Origin of the sequence: Synechococcus sp. 1G10 (assembly GCF_002252625.1) — a bacterium.
GTDB lineage: Bacteria > Cyanobacteriota > Cyanobacteriia > PCC-6307 > Cyanobiaceae > Regnicoccus_A.
Genome location: NZ_NQKW01000002.1, coordinates 1 through 15,408, shown reverse-complemented (window position 1 = coordinate 15,408; position 15,408 = coordinate 1). Strand labels below are relative to the sequence as shown.

The window sequence follows — 15,408 nt, the reverse complement described above, 5'->3', positions numbered from 1 at the left end:
ACGCTCCAGCTGGTTGCGACAGGAGGCGTAGGTGGGCGCGAAATGGAAGTGGATGAGGTGGTCTGGTTTTTCTGGACAGACCCCATCGTTAACCTGTGAGGCGGGGCACCGCCCCTGACAAGGGGCTCCCACCCATGAGCAAACGCCGCACGCACAGCCCCGAGTTCAAGGCCCTAGCCGAAGGCTTCCGCTTGCGGTAGGTCGCCATGGAGGCGATTTCAGGTCGCAGAACGCTTCAGGAGATCGCCGCTGCCCATGCGGTCCACCCGATCCAGGTGAGCCAGTGGAAGAAGCAGTTGCTGGAAGGAGCCAACGAGCTGTTCACGCGAGGGAAGAAGACGCAGGCTAAGGACGAAACCCAGGCCAAGGAAGCTGAGCTGTTCCAGCAGATCGGCAAGCTTCAGATGGAGCTGGAGTGGCTGAAAAAAGTCTCAACTGCTCTGATGCCCGGTGAACTGCGGAACCTGGTCGATCACGACCACTCTGAGCTCACGGTCAGCCGTCAATGCGAGCTGCTGGGCCTGCCTCCATCCACGCTCTACTACCGGCCCACTCCAGTGCGCGAATCGACGCTGCGGATCATGGCCAGGATCGATGCGCTCTATCTGGAGGATCCCTGCAGCGGCAGTCGTCGAATGGTGGACTACCTGGCCAGAGAAGGAATCCCGATCAGCCGCGACCGCGTACGAAACCTCATGCGGCGCATGGGTTTACGGGCGATCTACCAAAAGCCACGCACCACGGTGCCAGGCGAGCCAGCTGAGAGATTCCCCTGCCTGGTGGACCTCAATCAGATCACGTCAGTAGATCAGGTGTGGGCAACCGACATCACGTACATCCCGCTGCAGAAGGGCTTTTTGTACCTGGTGGCGGTGGTTGATCTCTTCTCCAGGCATGTGCTCAGTTGGAGACTCTCCAACAGCCTTGAAACGTAATTCTGCCTGGACGCCTTGGACATGGCGTTGGGCAATGACCGCAAGCCAGAGATCTTCCACTCCGATCAGGGCTGTCAGTTCACCTCTACAGCCTTCGTGGGCAGGCTCAAGGAAGAAGAGATTGAGATCAGCTGGTCGGGCCGTAGACGCTGCTACGACAACATCTTGGTGGAGAGGCTATGGCGCACCGTCAAGTACGAGGAGGTGTACCTGCGTGCCTACAGCGATGGCTGGGAGGCGGAAGTCAGCCTGGCCCACTTCCTATGGAGGTATTGCCATGTAAGCCCCCACAGTGCACTGGGAGGCAAAACTCCTCAAGAGATCTACACTGAGACCGAACCCTGTTCCTCCCGTCCGGGGTTAACGATGTCAGAGGTCGTATCTGTCCAATAAAAGGCACCCACCTCAGGTGTACCGATGAAAGGGGTGACCTCTTTCCTGAAACCAGGGGGTTTAAGCAGTCTTGATCAGAGCCTCTTTAGCTAAAATGACTGGAGGCTGGGTGGGTGCTGGAACTGATCGGCTGCGACGATGCCTCGGGCCCTGGCTGCTTGTCTCCTCGCTGGCGAGCTGACGCCTCGGCGGCATCACCGTGACCGGATCAGTGTGGGTTTGATCGTGCGATCGATGCGGGTCACCCCTTCGTGGACCCTGCCACTTTCCTGCCACGTGAAGGTGAACAGGTAGTCATGAAGGGAAGCGCCTTCCGGCAGAACGATCCGCAGCTGTTTTGCAGGGCCGGCGCTGGCGCCCCGGAGACAGTCCACCAGCCGGTCGCCTCCGTCGGCCTTGATGATCCGACAGGCATTACTTGAAAGGATGGGGTGATCCCACCACTTCGCGGTGTTTGTGGTTGCATGTTTCATCAGGATGGTCGTGGTGCCTGCGATCACGTCGAACACGATCCAGGATTCAAAAGGCAGACTGCTCCAGGAAAGTAGTTGGACCTTGTACCGCTCGATCCTGGGATCGGGAGCTGCTGCAGGAGCGGGGCCGGCGCCGTCCCAGCGTTGAAGCTGCCCAGTGGTTCGCGGACCCGGCGCTGAGGTGGGCTGGCCAGGTACCGCCACTCCGAAGCCGAGGGAAGCCAGAAAGGCGGGCAGGAAAAGTGTGAACGGAACAAGGGAAAGGAATCTGCCCATGGAATCCCCATCCCCGCTGCCGCTCAGCATGCCAGACATCGCCGGCTGTAAGGCAGAGGAACCCATGCCACAAGGGGCTCGTGGACGGGTGTGTCCGATTATCGGGATCCACACACGCGGCGGGGGTACAACGAAGCCCACGGCAACAACAGCAGCCGTTGCACGCGATCGAGAATAGGAGGAAGAGAGGGGTCGATGGAACCATGGCAACGGCAACTCAGGGAGGTGGCCTCCCTCTGGTTGCTCTCACTTGGCTCGCTGCCCAGCTTCGCTGTACCCCCTGCTGCGACCGATCCTGCCCCGGAACTGCTTGCGGCCTACCGGGTGCTGGATCGGCTGATGGCACCGGCTTCGATCAAGGCCCCGATCACCCTCGTCGTGCGACCGTTCCGCGGCGAGGTCTGCCCGCCGCAGGCGGTCGATCCAGTGGCCCGCACCCAGGCGGCCGCCACAACGCAGCCACCATCAGAGTCGGGCATCTGTCTGAGCGGCTTTGAGCTGCCGCCACGACTTCGGCAGGGGTTCTTCGTGCCCTTCGTGGTGTCGTTGCAGCGTCAGGCCGACCCGGCAAGCGATCCTGAACGACCCTCGGCCGCCATCGAGGGGCACACGATCCTGCTCAATGCCAAACGCCTGGAATTGATCTGGCAGGCTTCCACGCCTGCAACGCGGCACGGAAGAGAGGCAGGGCCCGTTCTCCCGCCCGAAGCCACCTGCAGGATCGCCCAGGAATTCGCCGCCGTTCAGCTGGGCCAGCCGCAGCAACAGCAGGAGAGTTTCGATCGCATCCATACCCAGCTGGCGGAGCGGATCAGCTTGGTGGCGGGTGTGGCAAACCCTCGCCCATCGAACCTGGAAAAAGTGATCACAGGAATACTGATGATCTCCATGCCCTTACACACGGCGGTTGGTACTGCAACGAGAATCCCAGGCAGGAACCTGGGCCGCTGGATCAATGCCCGTCTGGCCGAGTCCCCCCACTGGCAGGTGCTGCAACAGCATGCACCAGCAGTGGTGACTGCATTGATGGAGCTGCGCAGCCTGCCGGAAGGTAATCCTTATTATTTTGGTACCGAAACAATCTTCAGTAAGGCCTGGGGGCATATCGACGGGTGGTTCGGCGTCGCCGCTCAGGAACGGGATGAGGTGATCGAGGAGCAGCGAAAACAAGCCCAGGCCGAAGCGGTGCGGCTGATGGCCGCTGCCGGGATCGATCCACGATCCTGCGCCGATGTGTTCCTCTCCACCTCAGCTGCGGAGCCGGATGCGGCCGTTCTGAAGGCCTATGAGCAGGCTCGTAGGAAAGGGCCTGGTTCGGGGCCGAGCCTGCCCCGTCGCTTCCTTCCGGCCGAGCAGAAGGTGGTGATTTTCCCGGGGAATGCGCACCCGCTGCCGGCCAACGGCAGCTCCGTTCGTGGTTCTCAGGCTGGCCCGTCTGGCTCGAAAAGGTAAGACATGTAGGCACCCGGTTACCGAAGGCTGAAAACCATGGTGTGCGTTCAGGGGTCGGGACAGCCCATCGCGCCAATGAGAGCCCGATTGCTCCTTGGAAAGGGGCAATCGGTTGCTGGCTTTTGTGACTGTCGTCTCAGCGATCTGGCACCAGCGATGGCATCACGCCACCGAGGCGCTGGGCGATCCAGGCCTGCTCCAGGAAGCTCCAGACATCTCTGCCCTGCTGCCTGAGGGTGGCCGTGACCGTGAGCAGGCGGCTTCGGCAGGTAGCACCGCTGGCGGACTGGACGGCATGACTGATCTTGCGGTGAATCACCGGCTGGCGCAGTGCTCGCTCGGCGGCGTTATTGGTGGGCTCGATCTCTGGTTTCTCCAGAAAGGTCCAAAGCGCTAGCTGACATTGCGCGAGTTGCCGGCAGGTGCTCACCGTCTGGGCCCAGGGCGTTCGCTCACCCCGCTCACAGCCCAGATCCACCACCCGCTGCAGCGTGGCCTCGAACGCCAGCCGGATCGGCAGGCAGCTGTCCTGTAGCTGCTGGTGGTTGTTCTGGCCAACATTCCTGTCATTCCATTGCTCAAACAGCTGCCGCTGCAACGCCAGCAGCGCCATGCCGATCTCACCGCTGCCGCCAGGCCGCTGCTCAATGACGGTGAGGTCACGGATCAGGTGCGCCCAGCACAGCTGCCTTTGATCAATGGGCAGATGGTTGTAGGCCGCGAAGCGATCACTCACCACAATCCCGGCAAAGGCATGGCCGAGCGGCTCAGGCCCTGCAGGAACACCGTCACCACCGGCGTCACCATGCCCCATTGCCAGCCGCGCCGGCCATCAGGATTGCCCCATCCGCAGTGCCCGTGGGAGCACCGGTTTCATCCATGTAGGCCACCGGCTGCTGCCGGGCCAGCTCCAGCGCCTCCGCCGCAGAGTGTTGCAGGCAAGCGCTCAGCCGCTCGAAAATGGTGGCGATGGCACCCCGGCTGATTTCCACATCCAGCAGCGCCTGGGTTCTGCCGAAACTCAAGGGGAAGGCGCTGCTAAGCAGTCCCACCAGGTTCAGCTGGCAAGGGGCTGACAGAGGGCAAGCCGGGCATCCCAATCGAAGAACGTGCCCAACTGGCTGGCGTCAGGTTCTGCTGGGGCCGTTGTTAATGCCCAGCATGACGGTTCAGAGGGCAGCAAGCAGAGCAGGCTACCTTCGCTCCTGATGTGCCGTTGGAGCGCTTCGGGCCCAACGCCCCGGTCCTGCACTCGAGACGATCAAGCAGGGCTGTGAGCGGTTCGACGTTCATTGAGCCCGGAGGGCTGCATGTGTCCGTTCGTGCCTTGCGGTGATCACGCCTTCAGGGCCGATCTAACGTTCATACGGATGATGTTCTGAGGCAATGTTGCTGCCATGAAATACATGATCAGTTGGTTCGAGCGCCCGCAGGGTTCTTCAGCGGAGTACGAGCAAGCCCAGAAGCGGATCCTTGAGGTATTTGGTCAGTGGAAGGCACCCGCCAATCTTCGGATCGAGCTCTTCGTGGTTCGCGTTGGTGAATGGGGCGGCCATCTGCTGGTGGATTGCGATGACCCGTTGACGGTCCACAAGCTCTGCTCCACCTTTCCAGCTTTCGAGTTCCAGGCTCGCCCGGTGATTCCCGTGGAGGAGGCGGTAAGGGTGGAGCTTGAGGCGATCCACTGGCGTGATTCGCTCCCGGCAGGGTAACCAACCTGCTGCCGGATGAGACGACTTGTGTGAGGATGGTGCCCACGACTCAGATCGCACCTGGAAGCCCCCATTTTGCGTTCAGTCGCTGGCCAGTGCCCACTGCTCCGGCGTGATGAACCTGTCGTTGTCCTGGAGCTCCGCACGGATCCTGAGGAACGACGCTCGGCTCGTCAAAGGATCAGGATGCTGCTTGTCTGCCAAGAGCTTTGGCGCCTCCTGGGGCTACCCCCAGGCCCTGGCGGCCTCTGCGATGGCGGGCCCTGCCTGGGCGAGGTCAGCAGGGATCATCACCGGTTCAAAGGAGAGCTCCGCCTTGAGCCAATGAAAGAAGGGTTCAGCGACCGCAGGAATCTGCGCTGCACTCTCCAGATCAAGGACGATATAGGCACCCCGCTGACCATCAACGGCCGTGAAATAAGCCGCTTCGGCATGGATGTCCGTCAGCAGTCGTTGCATCTTTTCACCGAATTGAGGATCGGCCAGTGCCACATTGGCGGCGGCATTGTCGAAACGCACCTTCATCAGCTGACGCATGACGGTTCTCCAGGTTGATCCCTTCCAGGCTGATGCCGGTGAAGCTCGGATCGGCCCTGCGTCATGAATCGACAGTCAATGCAAGGCGGCATGACTCGTGCCAAGTGCAGACCCGAGGCGCTCTGGCCCTATTCCCGCTGCAGTTCCACTGATCGGCCTATGAAGGACCAGGGCCTCAGTCACGACGCCACTACCTGGGGCCACAGCTCAACAAGATCGAAGTCCCCAGCGTCGACTTCGACGCTCCCTCGCACGGCTTCACCACAGCTGACATGTACAACCCCCATCCCCTGGTGATCTGCAGCAGCGTGGGGTTCCTTGCGTAGGGGTTCAAGCTGATTAAAGGACAGCCCCAATCTTAGAAAATGGCGTCGATCACACGGACCGTGTTGCTGCGCCCTCTTCACAGGTTATCCGTCACCTGATCTCTCTCTTCGATGGCGTCTCACGTCACCAGCAGGTTTTCGAGACTGTCTCCACCGGGCAGTCGATAGACGCCGAAATCGCGTCGATCAAGCGTGGCGATTCGGCGCAGCCCATGCTCATGGGCCAGCCAGAGCAATGAGGCATCGGCCAGATCCATCGGCAGATCGCCGTACTGCCGCATCCAGCGGGCCATCAACTCCAGGGCAGACCCACTCAGTTCCAAAACGCTCAGGCCCCCGAGCGAGACCCAACCGAGCAGGCGAGGTGCCACATCCGCTGGGATCAGATGGCAGACCTCGGTGAGAACCGGCCAGGTGGAAACCAAGGCCCCGCTGTGCTCCAGGAAAAAAGCGGCACAGGCCTCGTGGTCCTGATCACTGCGATCGAACCAGGCGACCAGAGGGCCCGTATCGACGAGGGTGGCACCGCGAAAGCTGGAGCGGCTCACGCGTCCGGTTCGCTCAGCTGTTGCCGCTTGTGCTGCCCGCTCAGCTTCTGGCGGAGTTGAGCCGAATGGTCCCGTCCCCGGCTGCTGCTGGCGCTGCCCGGGGCGCCACTGGAGAAGCAGCCGATCAGGCCAAGGCGCTCCGCCAGGGCCGCGGGGCTGGCGGATTGCCGCTGCAGCAGCTCAAGGCCGGCCTTCACCACTTCGGTCTGGCTGAGGCCGAGGGCCTGGCAAAGGCTTTCGAGCCTGACCTCGCTGCCGTCATCCAGGCGCACGGAAATCGTCCTCACCGATTCGCTCCATGTGCAATACATTAATAATACAAGGGATTGCCTGGGGGTCGTCGGCCAGGCTCTGGATCCAGTCGTGATGGCTGCGGGCCCGGCCTTGGATCAGGGCGGCTTGACGGGCTCCACCAGGAAGACCCAAGCCTCAGTCCAGCAACCGGCGGGGCGGTAGAGCCCCACCCGCTCGCTCTGCAGCGTTGCTGGTGGGCTCGATCCCTGGTTTCTCCAGAAAGGTCCAGAGCGCTTGCTGACATTGCGCGAGTTGCCGGCAGGTGCGCACCCTCTGGGCCCAGGGCGTTGACTCGCCGCCTAAGTAGTTGACGCCGAGCAGGCGCGAGAGAATGAGGGTCTTCTCCACGGCACTGATCTCCCGTGGACACCGCAGTTCCCCGCACAGCACCATCTGCTCCAGTGACTTGCACATCAACGGGTAGGCGTTGTGCGTGGCGGGGATCTGCTCATCCACGCCCTTGACTGTGCACAAGGTCATCAGGTTGCAGAGATCTGACTTCACCACCTGAAACCGGAGCCGAAGCGGCTAAGTTGGCTGTGGTGGCCTGAATCAAGGGAAACTGCTGGTCGCTTTGCATCAATATCGGACCAAGATGACGAGACCACTGATGAGGAACTCAAGATGCAGCATCATGTGCATTGCACTTTTGACCCTGTGCCTCATCAACAATGAGAGCAAAGCAGAACCTCCCAATATCACGCAATTACGACCTGCTACGAGCGCTCAAGATGTAAGCGGGGCGGGAACAGACTTTTCTGCTATTGGCTGGGATTTGCTGAAAACAGAAAGCTTAGGCCCTCTACGAATCGGATTGTCTTCCAGCGAAACCGTCGCACTTCTTGGAAGTCCTGAGACCAAATCGCCAAAGAGAGTTTGGCCAGCGGACGCCCAAGAACATCAGCAATGGGCTTACAATAAGGCGGGCCTTCTTTTCGACATGGTGACCGAAGCTGACGAGCAAAGAATTGCCACGATCAAAGCCAGCGGCCCTTGCAAATTTAAAACGAAGAGAGGAGTTGGCGTTGGAACTGATGCTCAGACCGTGATGAGCGCTTACAAGGCTGAGATCAATTTACCAGAGAGTGATTACCCTCAGTCGTTAGTCGTCGGATCAGTGTACGGCGGGCTTATCTTTTCTCTTAAGGATGGCCAGGTATCTTCAATCTTCCTGGGGGCCGCCGCAGAATGATTGGCCGACATTCGACTCGCATAGTCAATCAAGCGACCATAGATTGAGCCGCCGCCATTCTCATTGCCTTGAACGGCAAAGGCTCTCGAGGTAGCGTGCTGTTGCCCGAGGCACTTGGTCCGCAGTCAGCCGTTTCAGCTGAGCTACTCACCGGCGGGCCTGCGCTTCTGCCTCAACCGATAGCCGTCGCCCCTTCCCGCTCGTTCATTGACTCCATCAAAACCATTCTGGCGGGATAGTCCGGCATGATCGCCTGGCAGAGGTCGAATGAACGCAACCACTGGTGCCCCCTGCAGCGACACTCTCAGTTGCAGGCATGAGCAGCCGAGGTGGTGAACCACAGTTATACTAGAGGCCTGAGAGAGCCGATGGCGATGGGCATGCTCACCCTGCTGAAGTACAGCACCCATGACTGTTCAATCTGCCAGAGGATGGCTGCTTTTGACGCCAAAGTGGCCGAGGAGCTGGGATTGGCTTTTGTGGATGTCGACATGAAGAATCCACTGATCTACGGGCGATACCGCAAGATATTGCTGCATCACTATCCCCTCAAGCAAAACCTGGGGCTACCCACCTATCTGTTGGTGGAAAGCCCTGAGGGGGATTTCAGCATTCATGGCGAAATCGCCGGCGGCATGCCTGAGGACAGATTTCAGGCACGCCTGCAGGAGCTGCTGCGCGAATCCGCCAGCAACTAAGACTGCTCGTCAAGAGCGACATGACTGAACAAGGTGGTCACGAAGGCAAACATCAGAAACGGCAGCGACAGCACGAAAATCAGCCCGATCACCGCGATGCCAGCCACGGGATGGGTGGCGCCCATTAGCGCCATGCCTGCAGCAAGGCTCAGGAAGATGACCAGCAACCACACAAGAATCTGCCCATAGATATCTCCGTAGGCGAGAGTGCAGCGAAATGCGTAGCCGCTTGTTGATGTCATGATATCCAGCCCGCTGAACAGGATTGATTGCCAACAGAAGACTCAGGCCTGACGTTTCAGGAATACCAGTTACGGTACCAGCGCTGCATCTTATTGATCTCATCACTTTGCACGCGCACCATGTCTTCAGCGAGCTTGCGCATTTCAGGGCGCTGGCTACTGTTGAGCTCCATGGTCGCCATCATCACGCCCATCTGGTGATGGGGAATCATCTGCTCGATGAACACCCGATCGAAGTCGGATGCCTGCTTGAGAGCCGCGAGGTTGGTGCCCATCCAAGGCCCTCTGCCTCTGCCAGCACTGCCTGGCATGCCCATTCCTCCCATCATCCCGCCGCGGTGCCAGCCCCAGCCAATCCCTGGTTCCCACTTGGGGAGATCGGCGTTGAACCACTGCCTATACCAGCGCCGCATCTGCTCATTTTCTCGGGTCTGGCTGACCTTGATGCTGCGGGCCAGCTCTTTGATCTCTGGTCGGCGGGCGCGGGTCAGGGCCAGATCGGCCATCGCGATGGCTCCATCGTGATGGGGAACCATCATCTCGATGAAACGCTGATCACTCGGACCCATCCGAGCACTCCAGTGAGGTGCAACGACCTGCGCTTGCCGCACAGAGGGTTCTGATGTCTGAGTCCGAGCCACCGGCATCGCTCCGGACAGCACGGTCAGGGCAAGCCCTGCGCCCGCGAGCCGCAGCGCTGTGGGACCAAGCCTGCGGAGGGAGCCGCGAATGAAGGAGGGCATGGTCTTCTCCTGATTGACGACCGTTCATCCCTCAAGCGTTGCCGCGCCCCCGGCCAGCAGTCGTGTTGCTTTACAAGATGTAGTGACCGGATATCCACCTGCAGGCGATTAGAGAATAGGACATAGAATTAGCGAGAGCAATTTCTATTCACAGCAGGCTGAGAATCCTGTCCCGTCGAGCTCGACGCCTGGGATCTCTTCAAGTGGGTGGGGTTATCACCTGTGCCGCCGCACCAGTCGTGAGGCACGATGAAAGCAGCCCTGTTGAATGTCAACCAAATGGCCCTACGCGACGAAATCTGTGTGCCTTGCCGAGATGGTGGCCCCACCCTTGAGGCGGATGAACTGGCCTCCTTGCAGGCTGAACTGCCGGATTGGGAGGTCCTTGAAGGCCACCACCTCCACAGGCGCATCAGCTTCCCCGACTTCAGTGCGGCATTGGCCTGGCTGAATCAGGCCGGCGCCATCTGTGAAGACCAGGGCCACCACGGCGACTTTCGCGTGGGTTGGGGCTACGTGGAGATTGACATCTACACCCACAAAGCCGATGGCCTGACGCGAGCCGATGCCGTCCTGGCCGCCAAGTTCGACGCCATCAACCCCTGATGGGGCAGCACGGTATGACACGTCTGGCGTTGACCATGGCGGCTGGGATCAAACTGAGTCCTGCCTTGTAGCCCGCCTTGGACCGCCTCCTGCTCCTGCGCGCCGAGGGGCTCAAGCGTCAGTTGGGGGATCGACTCCTCTGGAGTCAGCTGAATCTGGTGCTGGCCGCCGGTGATCGCATCGGGCTGGTGGCACCCTCGGGGGCGGGCAAGACCTTGTTAATGCGAGCCCTGGCCCTGCTCGATCCCCTGCAGGCCGGCACGATCAGCCTGCAGGGGCGCCCGCCGGCCTCCTGGGGTCTGCCCCGCTGGCGCTCGATGGTGTTGTATCTCGCCCAGCGGCCCATCGCCCATGGGGGGACAGTGGAGGCGAACCTGCGCTCGCCCTGGGAGTTCCAGGAGCTGCGGGGGCGTGGTGGCTGGCGTTATGAGCGGATCACGGGCTGGTTGCAGGCCCTGGGGCGCGATCCCTCGTTCCTGGCCTACGACGCCGAGCGGCTCTCCGGCGGCGAGCTGCAGTTGTTGGCGCTGCTGCGGGCCCTGCAGTTCGATCCGAGCGTACTGCTGCTGGATGAACCGACGGCCTCCCTCGATGGGGCCACCACCGCTGCGCTTGAGGCTCTGCTGATCGAGTGGCTCGCCGCGGGCCAGCGCGCCTGCGTGTTCACCAGCCACGACAGCGAGCAGATCCAACGCTTCGCCACCCGCACCCTGGAGCTCCGCCCATGACGCCCGTGACCTCTGGAGCCCTGACGATCAGCGATGGCCGCCTGGCGCTTTCCGCCCTGCTGATCCTGGTGAACGTGGGGCTTTCGGCGGCGCTGCGCCTGGGCCTGACGCGCAGTCTGCTGGTGGCTTCAGTGCGCATGGTGGTGCAGCTGCTGCTGGTGGGCTTCGTGCTCGAGTGGCTGTTCCGCCAGGACCATGCGCCGCTGATCGTGCTGGTGGGTGCGGCCATGGCCATGATTGCGGGGGTCTCAGCCGTCCAGCGCACCCGGCGCCGCTTCGCCGGCATTTACCTCAACAGCCTGCTCTCTGTGATGGCCTCCTCGGCGCTGGTCACGGGCCTGGCGGTGACGGGGCTGATCCAGCCCCAGCCCTGGTATGACCCCCAGTATCTGATCCCCCTGCTGGGGATGGTGCTGGGCAACACGCTGAACGGCATCTCCCTGGGGCTCGATCGCTTCATGGAGGGGTTGCGCAGCTGGCGCGATCGGGTGGAAACAGCCCTGGCCCTGGGGGCGACCCGCTGGGAGGCCTGCCAGGAGGTGGTGCGTGACGCCATCCGCGTGGCAATGATCCCGACGATCAACTCGATGATGGTGATGGGGCTGGTGAGCCTGCCGGGGATGATGACCGGCCAGATCCTCCAGGGGGCGGCGCCAGATGCGGCTGTTCGCTACCAGATCGTGATCCTGTTCATGATCGCTTCGGCGACGGCGCTGGGCGTGTTCGGCGTCGTTGGCCTGGCCTACAGACGGCTCACCAGCGCCGACCATCAGTTGCGGCTCGATCGCTTGATCGGCTGAACGAGGTGGTCGGGGTGATGAACCTGGCGCCGATGATCTTCTGGAACCCATTCAGGCTGGGTCAGCTCCGACAAGCGGCGGCTACAAGGAACTTTTCATTCCCTGAACGCCTCAGCGCTTCAGCAGCCAGCGCAGCAGCGACAGGCAGATGATCAGCCCGATGCCGGTGTTCCACAGCAGTGAGGGGCGCTGGGAAAGGCGTTGGAGCCAGCGAGGCATTCGATCATCCCAGTGTTCCTGCACCGTAAGCAGCAGCTGGGCCACGGGGAGTCAGATGGGTTTCAGAGCGTTGAGCACATGGCCGATCACTTGTGGGGAGTGGCTCTGCGGCGTGGGCGCACCAGCAGGCCATCCTTCGGGGAGGGGCTGGGAATGACCATGAGCGTCAGGTCCTGATCCGGCTCCATCTCCAGGCTCAGCTGTTTGAGCAAGCCCACCGCCAGCAGCCGGATTTCCAGCTCCGCCAGCGCCTTGCCCAGGCAGACCCGCTCACCTCCTCCATAGGGCAGCAGGAACACAGTTGCGTCTCCGTAAAGATGCCGCTGGGGCCGAAAGGCCGCCAGATCATCGGGGTCGGCGCCGTGGCGATGGCTGGCGCTGATGCTCACCTGCACCACCCGATCGGCAGGCACCAGCACACCGCCCAGGGCGATGGGCTCCCGGGTGCGGCGAAAGAAGCCCCCCACCGGCGGGGTCAGCCGCATCACTTCCTTCACCACCGCATCAAGACGTGGGGCGCGCAGGGCGTCGTAGACGCTCACCGCTTCCCCCTCCGGCGGTGGCCAGGGCAAGCTGTCGAGTTCCTCCAGCAGCCAGGCCAACTCCGCGGGATGCTGAAGAAGGGTCAGCAGCAGGCAACTCAGCGAGGAGGCAGTGGTTTCGTAGCCGGCGAACAGCAGGAGCAGTAGCTGCTCGGCCACGTCGTCGTCGGCCAGGGGGAGACCGGCTTCATCCAGTCCTCCTGCCAGCAGATCGAGTCCGCCGGCGGCGAGGGGTGCTCCGGAGGCAGCGGCGGCCTGGGCCTTCTGGAGCACAGAGCCCAGACGCAGCAACAGGCGCTTGCGGGCCTGACGGGCTCTTGCGAATGGACTGCCGGGCAGGGCGAACGGCAGGGAGAACAGGCCCTGGCACCAGGTTTCGAAGTCTTCGAACAGGGCATCACGATCGACACCATCGAGCCCCAGCACCGTGCTGGCGATCACGCTGAAGGCAAAGCGCCGCAGCTTTGGCACCACGGCGACGGGCGCTTGCGCGCCAAGCAGCTCCTGGTTGAGCGCCTCAACCAGCGCCACGATCGCCGGGCTGTACCGCTTAAGGGCCGCGGAGGCGAACAGCTGGCCCACCACCCGACGGCGGGCTTTGTGATCGGCACCGTTGCGGTTGGCCAGCGACAGCGGCCCCAGCAGCTGCCGCACACTGTCCGGCCACCAGCCCTGAACCGCATCAGCCTGAGCGAACAGGTCGCCGATCGCCTGCCCGCCGCGAATGAAGACGGTGCGCTGCCCCAGCAGGCTGGTTTCGTAGACATCGCCGAAGCGCTCGAAGCGTGAGCGAGCGAAATCAGGATCCCGCAGGAAGGCGAGGGTCTCGAGCACACCGCCCATGGCTGGTGTGCACGGCATTGGCCGAAGGGTGGCGGAATCGAGGGGCAAGCAATCAGAGCCGGAACGGTGCCCAGGCTGGCAGCCAACCGAGACAGCAAGGCTCGGCCCGTCGATGCTCAAACCCGAGCCGATTCGCTCAATCGCCCCAGGCAGCCTGGAGCCCGCACGACAAAGCCCGGTGACGAGGCCACCGGGCTCTGAAGCAGTTTGGTTGTGGGGGCGGAGCTGCTGACGCTGGCACCTGGGGCCAGTTGACAAGTGGGACCTCCCGTTTGGTCCTGGGCACCTGAGGCTGGGCCGTGAACGGTGCAGTGGACGGCGACGATGTCACACGCCGGGGAAGTCAGTGGTCCGTCGAGATTGTTGGAGCAGGGACCGGATCGTCAGCGCGCTCCTGGCTGATGCTCAGGTGGGGTGTCTTCCATGCTCTGGAGCCTCCCGGTTGTTGATGTAGTCACAATCGGACGGCCAGCCGCTGCCAGCAAGGGCTGCAGCGCGATCGACAACGGTCGTTACCGAGGGCAACTGGTCTTCATGAAGAGGGCTTCATGGCTCCGGAACTTGCACCCTCGGCAGGCCCGACAACACTCCCAGGGCCTGCAGGCTGGCGCTCAACTCTGGGTGTCCGTCGGTTCCGGCGGCAGTCGCCGCTCCACCTGCAGAAACACGAGCCAGGCCACCCCGGCGCTGATGCCGCCAGTCCAATCGCTGCGCAGGAGCTCCACGATCGAGATCGTGCTGGCACCGATGCGGAGGCCACGCAGCAGAAAGCGGCCCAGCTTCTCCAGGTCTGAGGGCATGGTCAGGGACTGCGGCTGGAGCTTGAGGTTGGCGGGAGGATAGATCCCGCCAACAGCTCAGTGATCAGAACCACCAGCTGCTCCAGTCGATCGAGGCGTTGCTCCAGGTGCTGCAGTGCAGCTCTGCCGGCCTTGCCGTTGACCGCCAATGTGCAGGACCCTTTGGTGCTCTTGCTCAGCCCCTTGATGCCGTGCTCTTTGCAGAGTTTCCAAAGCGCCGTCTTGAAGAGAGCCTCCAGCTACTCCCGGCGGGCACGGGCCTTGCCGTCCATCAGAGGGGCTGCTGCCTGGCAGCCGGAGCCGTATCGGCGGGTTCCTCCTGCAGACCCCGGTAGAGGCGGGCGTCGGACTGGGCCAGATCCCCGAGGGTGGCCCGCAGGGTGTCAGTGATCAGGCCCATGCTCGCCAGTCTCCGCTGATGGGCTGACCACGTGCTCCACCTCGGCCGACAAGTTCTTCGGGCACTTGTGGCATTGCCGTCCAGGACGATCGGCGGCAGCTCTACCACTCTCACTTTGTTTGATGCGGGTCCAGCGGCTGATGAAGCGGATCACCGCTTGAACCAAGCCGCCAAGAAAAGAGCCACCCTGATATGTCTTACGGCCGAGCTTGTAGCGACCGAATTCATTCACCAGATCATCGCCAGCGTCTTCGATGTCACCGGCCAGTACGGTGACGATCTCCAGCATTTCGCATACGCCCTGGCGTACAGATGCTTCCCGAGCGCCGAGGCCCAGCAGCCGCTGCTAGAGCTATGCCGTTTCATCTCGCGCCCCAATGGCCAGGCTGCGGTGCTGCCAATGAGGCACTGGTCCGAGGCCAGCACAGCCGGCGCCATGGCATCGCCATGCTGGGTGTTAGTCGCAGCACGAATTGCACTGAGCGCCCTTCCGTACTGAACCACTCTGCCTAGAATTCGATCGCATTTGCTCCGCAGTCGGGCTTATTCTTCTAGGGAAGCTCTGATCAAGACGGCTCAATCCAAACAACCCAGTCTCATTCTCATCAATGAGACGTTATTGAGCAGATTTTGCCCACTGTTCGCTCAC

The 15,408-nt window shown here is 62.0% G+C and carries 23 protein-coding genes; 9 read left to right on the top strand and 14 right to left on the bottom strand.

Annotation, left to right across the window (positions count from 1 at the left end; all coding sequences use genetic code 11):
• Positions 1 to 206: 206 nt before the first annotated feature.
• Both CJZ82_RS18795 and CJZ82_RS18790 read left to right on the top strand, forming a co-directional pair.
• Positions 207 to 935: an IS3 family transposase gene (locus CJZ82_RS18795; protein WP_233129980.1), complete on the top strand. Its 729-nt coding sequence runs from the start codon at positions 207 to 209 to the stop codon at positions 933 to 935.
• A 21-nt stretch (positions 936 to 956) separates the two neighbouring features.
• Positions 957 to 1,328, top strand: a complete 372-nt coding sequence (locus CJZ82_RS18790) for an integrase core domain-containing protein (RefSeq protein WP_233130005.1) — start codon at positions 957 to 959, stop codon at positions 1,326 to 1,328.
• Positions 1,329 to 1,522: 194 nt separating this feature from the next.
• Here the strand turns inward: CJZ82_RS18790 and CJZ82_RS02080 are convergent, their stop codons facing one another.
• Entirely contained in the window at positions 1,523 to 2,107 is a 585-nt protein-coding gene (locus CJZ82_RS02080; protein ID WP_094554166.1) for a hypothetical protein, read from the bottom strand.
• Positions 2,108 to 2,272: 165 nt separating this feature from the next.
• On the opposite strand from CJZ82_RS02080, the gene CJZ82_RS02075 reads away from it, so the two are divergent.
• The gene (locus tag CJZ82_RS02075) at positions 2,273 to 3,529 is read left to right on the top strand and encodes a hypothetical protein (RefSeq protein ID WP_094554165.1); all 1,257 of its coding nucleotides are present in this window, start codon (positions 2,273 to 2,275) and stop codon (positions 3,527 to 3,529) included.
• A 136-nt stretch (positions 3,530 to 3,665) separates the two neighbouring features.
• Here CJZ82_RS02075 and CJZ82_RS02070 read toward each other — a convergent pair whose 3' ends face one another.
• Both CJZ82_RS02070 and CJZ82_RS02065 read right to left on the bottom strand, forming a co-directional pair.
• On the bottom strand, positions 3,666 to 4,343 hold the full coding sequence (locus CJZ82_RS02070) for a transposase (RefSeq protein WP_094554164.1): 678 nt from the start codon (positions 4,341 to 4,343) through the stop codon (positions 3,666 to 3,668).
• Positions 4,330 to 4,581, bottom strand: a complete 252-nt coding sequence (locus tag CJZ82_RS02065; protein WP_158218470.1) for a transposase — start codon at positions 4,579 to 4,581, stop codon at positions 4,330 to 4,332. The genes CJZ82_RS02070 and CJZ82_RS02065 overlap by 14 nt, the downstream gene beginning before the upstream one ends.
• Positions 4,582 to 4,926: 345 nt before the next feature.
• Between CJZ82_RS02065 and CJZ82_RS02060 the strand changes: the two genes are divergently transcribed.
• On the top strand, positions 4,927 to 5,241 hold the full coding sequence (locus CJZ82_RS02060; RefSeq protein ID WP_094554162.1) for a DUF3303 domain-containing protein: 315 nt from the start codon (positions 4,927 to 4,929) through the stop codon (positions 5,239 to 5,241).
• A gap of 225 nt (positions 5,242 to 5,466) precedes the next feature.
• Here CJZ82_RS02060 and CJZ82_RS02055 read toward each other — a convergent pair whose 3' ends face one another.
• The 4 genes from CJZ82_RS02055 to CJZ82_RS02040 form a co-directional block, all read right to left on the bottom strand.
• Positions 5,467 to 5,778 (bottom strand): hypothetical protein, encoded by a 312-nt coding sequence (locus tag CJZ82_RS02055; protein ID WP_094554161.1) that lies wholly within the window; start codon positions 5,776 to 5,778, stop codon positions 5,467 to 5,469.
• Between the two features lie 445 nt (positions 5,779 to 6,223).
• Entirely contained in the window at positions 6,224 to 6,652 is a 429-nt protein-coding gene (locus tag CJZ82_RS02050; protein WP_094554160.1) for a type II toxin-antitoxin system VapC family toxin, read from the bottom strand.
• Positions 6,649 to 6,939 carry a hypothetical protein gene (locus CJZ82_RS02045; protein WP_143593506.1) on the bottom strand — a complete coding sequence of 97 codons (291 nt, stop codon included), beginning with the start codon at positions 6,937 to 6,939 and terminating at the stop codon, positions 6,649 to 6,651. The genes CJZ82_RS02050 and CJZ82_RS02045 overlap by 4 nt, the downstream gene beginning before the upstream one ends.
• Before the next feature lie 142 nt (positions 6,940 to 7,081).
• Positions 7,082 to 7,420 (bottom strand): hypothetical protein, encoded by a 339-nt coding sequence (locus tag CJZ82_RS02040; RefSeq protein WP_143593505.1) that lies wholly within the window; start codon positions 7,418 to 7,420, stop codon positions 7,082 to 7,084.
• A 160-nt stretch (positions 7,421 to 7,580) separates the two neighbouring features.
• Here CJZ82_RS02040 and CJZ82_RS17620 point away from each other — a divergent pair, with 160 nt between their 5' ends.
• Both CJZ82_RS17620 and CJZ82_RS02030 read left to right on the top strand, forming a co-directional pair.
• A complete protein-coding gene (locus CJZ82_RS17620) occupies positions 7,581 to 8,138 on the top strand; it encodes a hypothetical protein (protein WP_143593504.1) in 558 nt (185 codons plus the stop codon).
• 380 nt (positions 8,139 to 8,518) lie between these two features.
• Entirely contained in the window at positions 8,519 to 8,836 is a 318-nt protein-coding gene (locus CJZ82_RS02030) for a thioredoxin family protein (protein WP_094554383.1), read from the top strand.
• Here the strand turns inward: CJZ82_RS02030 and CJZ82_RS02025 are convergent.
• Both CJZ82_RS02025 and CJZ82_RS02020 read right to left on the bottom strand, forming a co-directional pair.
• The gene (locus tag CJZ82_RS02025) at positions 8,833 to 9,078 is read right to left on the bottom strand and encodes a hypothetical protein (protein WP_094554156.1); all 246 of its coding nucleotides are present in this window, start codon (positions 9,076 to 9,078) and stop codon (positions 8,833 to 8,835) included. The two genes, CJZ82_RS02030 and CJZ82_RS02025, sit on opposite strands and share 4 nt — an antisense overlap.
• Positions 9,079 to 9,134: 56 nt before the next feature.
• The gene (locus tag CJZ82_RS02020) at positions 9,135 to 9,647 is read right to left on the bottom strand and encodes a DUF305 domain-containing protein (protein ID WP_255380706.1); all 513 of its coding nucleotides are present in this window, start codon (positions 9,645 to 9,647) and stop codon (positions 9,135 to 9,137) included.
• Between the two features lie 438 nt (positions 9,648 to 10,085).
• Between CJZ82_RS02020 and CJZ82_RS02015 the strand changes: the two genes are divergently transcribed.
• The 3 genes from CJZ82_RS02015 (at position 10,086) to fetB (ending at position 11,955) form a co-directional block, all read left to right on the top strand.
• The gene (locus tag CJZ82_RS02015; RefSeq protein ID WP_233129978.1) at positions 10,086 to 10,427 is read left to right on the top strand and encodes a 4a-hydroxytetrahydrobiopterin dehydratase; all 342 of its coding nucleotides are present in this window, start codon (positions 10,086 to 10,088) and stop codon (positions 10,425 to 10,427) included.
• Positions 10,428 to 10,504: 77 nt separating this feature from the next.
• Positions 10,505 to 11,155 (top strand): ATP-binding cassette domain-containing protein, encoded by a 651-nt coding sequence (locus CJZ82_RS02010; protein WP_094554154.1) that lies wholly within the window; start codon positions 10,505 to 10,507, stop codon positions 11,153 to 11,155.
• Positions 11,152 to 11,955, top strand: coding sequence for an iron export ABC transporter permease subunit FetB (fetB, locus tag CJZ82_RS02005; RefSeq protein ID WP_198949621.1), 804 nt, complete (start codon positions 11,152 to 11,154; stop codon positions 11,953 to 11,955). The genes CJZ82_RS02010 and fetB overlap by 4 nt, the downstream gene beginning before the upstream one ends.
• A gap of 111 nt (positions 11,956 to 12,066) precedes the next feature.
• Here fetB and CJZ82_RS18210 read toward each other — a convergent pair whose 3' ends face one another.
• The 5 genes from CJZ82_RS18210 to CJZ82_RS17615 all read right to left on the bottom strand — a co-directional run bounded on the left by CJZ82_RS18210 (position 12,067) and on the right by CJZ82_RS17615 (position 15,048).
• Positions 12,067 to 12,219, bottom strand: a complete 153-nt coding sequence (locus CJZ82_RS18210; protein WP_158218469.1) for a hypothetical protein — start codon at positions 12,217 to 12,219, stop codon at positions 12,067 to 12,069.
• A 41-nt stretch (positions 12,220 to 12,260) separates the two neighbouring features.
• On the bottom strand, positions 12,261 to 13,577 hold the full coding sequence (locus tag CJZ82_RS02000; protein WP_233129977.1) for a cytochrome P450: 1,317 nt from the start codon (positions 13,575 to 13,577) through the stop codon (positions 12,261 to 12,263).
• Between the two features lie 593 nt (positions 13,578 to 14,170).
• Positions 14,171 to 14,359, bottom strand: a complete 189-nt coding sequence (locus CJZ82_RS01995) for a hypothetical protein (protein ID WP_094554152.1) — start codon at positions 14,357 to 14,359, stop codon at positions 14,171 to 14,173.
• A 271-nt stretch (positions 14,360 to 14,630) separates the two neighbouring features.
• Positions 14,631 to 14,759: a hypothetical protein gene (locus tag CJZ82_RS19300; protein ID WP_255380705.1), complete on the bottom strand. Its 129-nt coding sequence runs from the start codon at positions 14,757 to 14,759 to the stop codon at positions 14,631 to 14,633.
• Positions 14,743 to 15,048 carry a hypothetical protein gene (locus CJZ82_RS17615; protein ID WP_143593503.1) on the bottom strand — a complete coding sequence of 102 codons (306 nt, stop codon included), beginning with the start codon at positions 15,046 to 15,048 and terminating at the stop codon, positions 14,743 to 14,745. The genes CJZ82_RS19300 and CJZ82_RS17615 overlap by 17 nt, the downstream gene beginning before the upstream one ends.
• Between the last annotated feature and the right edge of the window lie 360 nt (positions 15,049 to 15,408).

Bases quoted from the DNA above. Each gene is read 5' to 3' on its own strand.
- CJZ82_RS18795 (WP_233129980.1), top strand. From the start codon at position 207: ATGGAGGCGATTTCAGGTCGCAGAACGCTTCAGGAGATCGCCGCTGCC.
- CJZ82_RS18790 (WP_233130005.1), top strand. From the start codon at position 957: ATGGCGTTGGGCAATGACCGCAAGCCAGAGATCTTCCACTCCGATCAG.
- CJZ82_RS02080 (WP_094554166.1), bottom strand. From the start codon at position 2,107: ATGCTGAGCGGCAGCGGGGATGGGGATTCCATGGGCAGATTCCTTTCC.
- CJZ82_RS02075 (WP_094554165.1), top strand. From the start codon at position 2,273: ATGGAACCATGGCAACGGCAACTCAGGGAGGTGGCCTCCCTCTGGTTG.
- CJZ82_RS02070 (WP_094554164.1), bottom strand. From the start codon at position 4,343: ATGGGGCATGGTGACGCCGGTGGTGACGGTGTTCCTGCAGGGCCTGAG.
- CJZ82_RS02060 (WP_094554162.1), top strand. From the start codon at position 4,927: ATGAAATACATGATCAGTTGGTTCGAGCGCCCGCAGGGTTCTTCAGCG.
- CJZ82_RS02055 (WP_094554161.1), bottom strand. From the start codon at position 5,778: ATGCGTCAGCTGATGAAGGTGCGTTTCGACAATGCCGCCGCCAATGTG.
- CJZ82_RS17620 (WP_143593504.1), top strand. From the start codon at position 7,581: ATGTGCATTGCACTTTTGACCCTGTGCCTCATCAACAATGAGAGCAAA.
- CJZ82_RS02030 (WP_094554383.1), top strand. From the start codon at position 8,519: ATGCTCACCCTGCTGAAGTACAGCACCCATGACTGTTCAATCTGCCAG.
- CJZ82_RS02025 (WP_094554156.1), bottom strand. From the start codon at position 9,078: ATGACATCAACAAGCGGCTACGCATTTCGCTGCACTCTCGCCTACGGA.
- CJZ82_RS02020 (WP_255380706.1), bottom strand. From the start codon at position 9,647: ATGGGTCCGAGTGATCAGCGTTTCATCGAGATGATGGTTCCCCATCAC.
- fetB (WP_198949621.1), top strand. From the start codon at position 11,152: ATGACGCCCGTGACCTCTGGAGCCCTGACGATCAGCGATGGCCGCCTG.
- CJZ82_RS02000 (WP_233129977.1), bottom strand. From the start codon at position 13,577: ATGCCGTGCACACCAGCCATGGGCGGTGTGCTCGAGACCCTCGCCTTC.
- CJZ82_RS01995 (WP_094554152.1), bottom strand. From the start codon at position 14,359: ATGCCCTCAGACCTGGAGAAGCTGGGCCGCTTTCTGCTGCGTGGCCTC.
- CJZ82_RS19300 (WP_255380705.1), bottom strand. From the start codon at position 14,759: ATGGGCCTGATCACTGACACCCTGCGGGCCACCCTCGGGGATCTGGCC.
- CJZ82_RS17615 (WP_143593503.1), bottom strand. From the start codon at position 15,048: ATGCTGGAGATCGTCACCGTACTGGCCGGTGACATCGAAGACGCTGGC.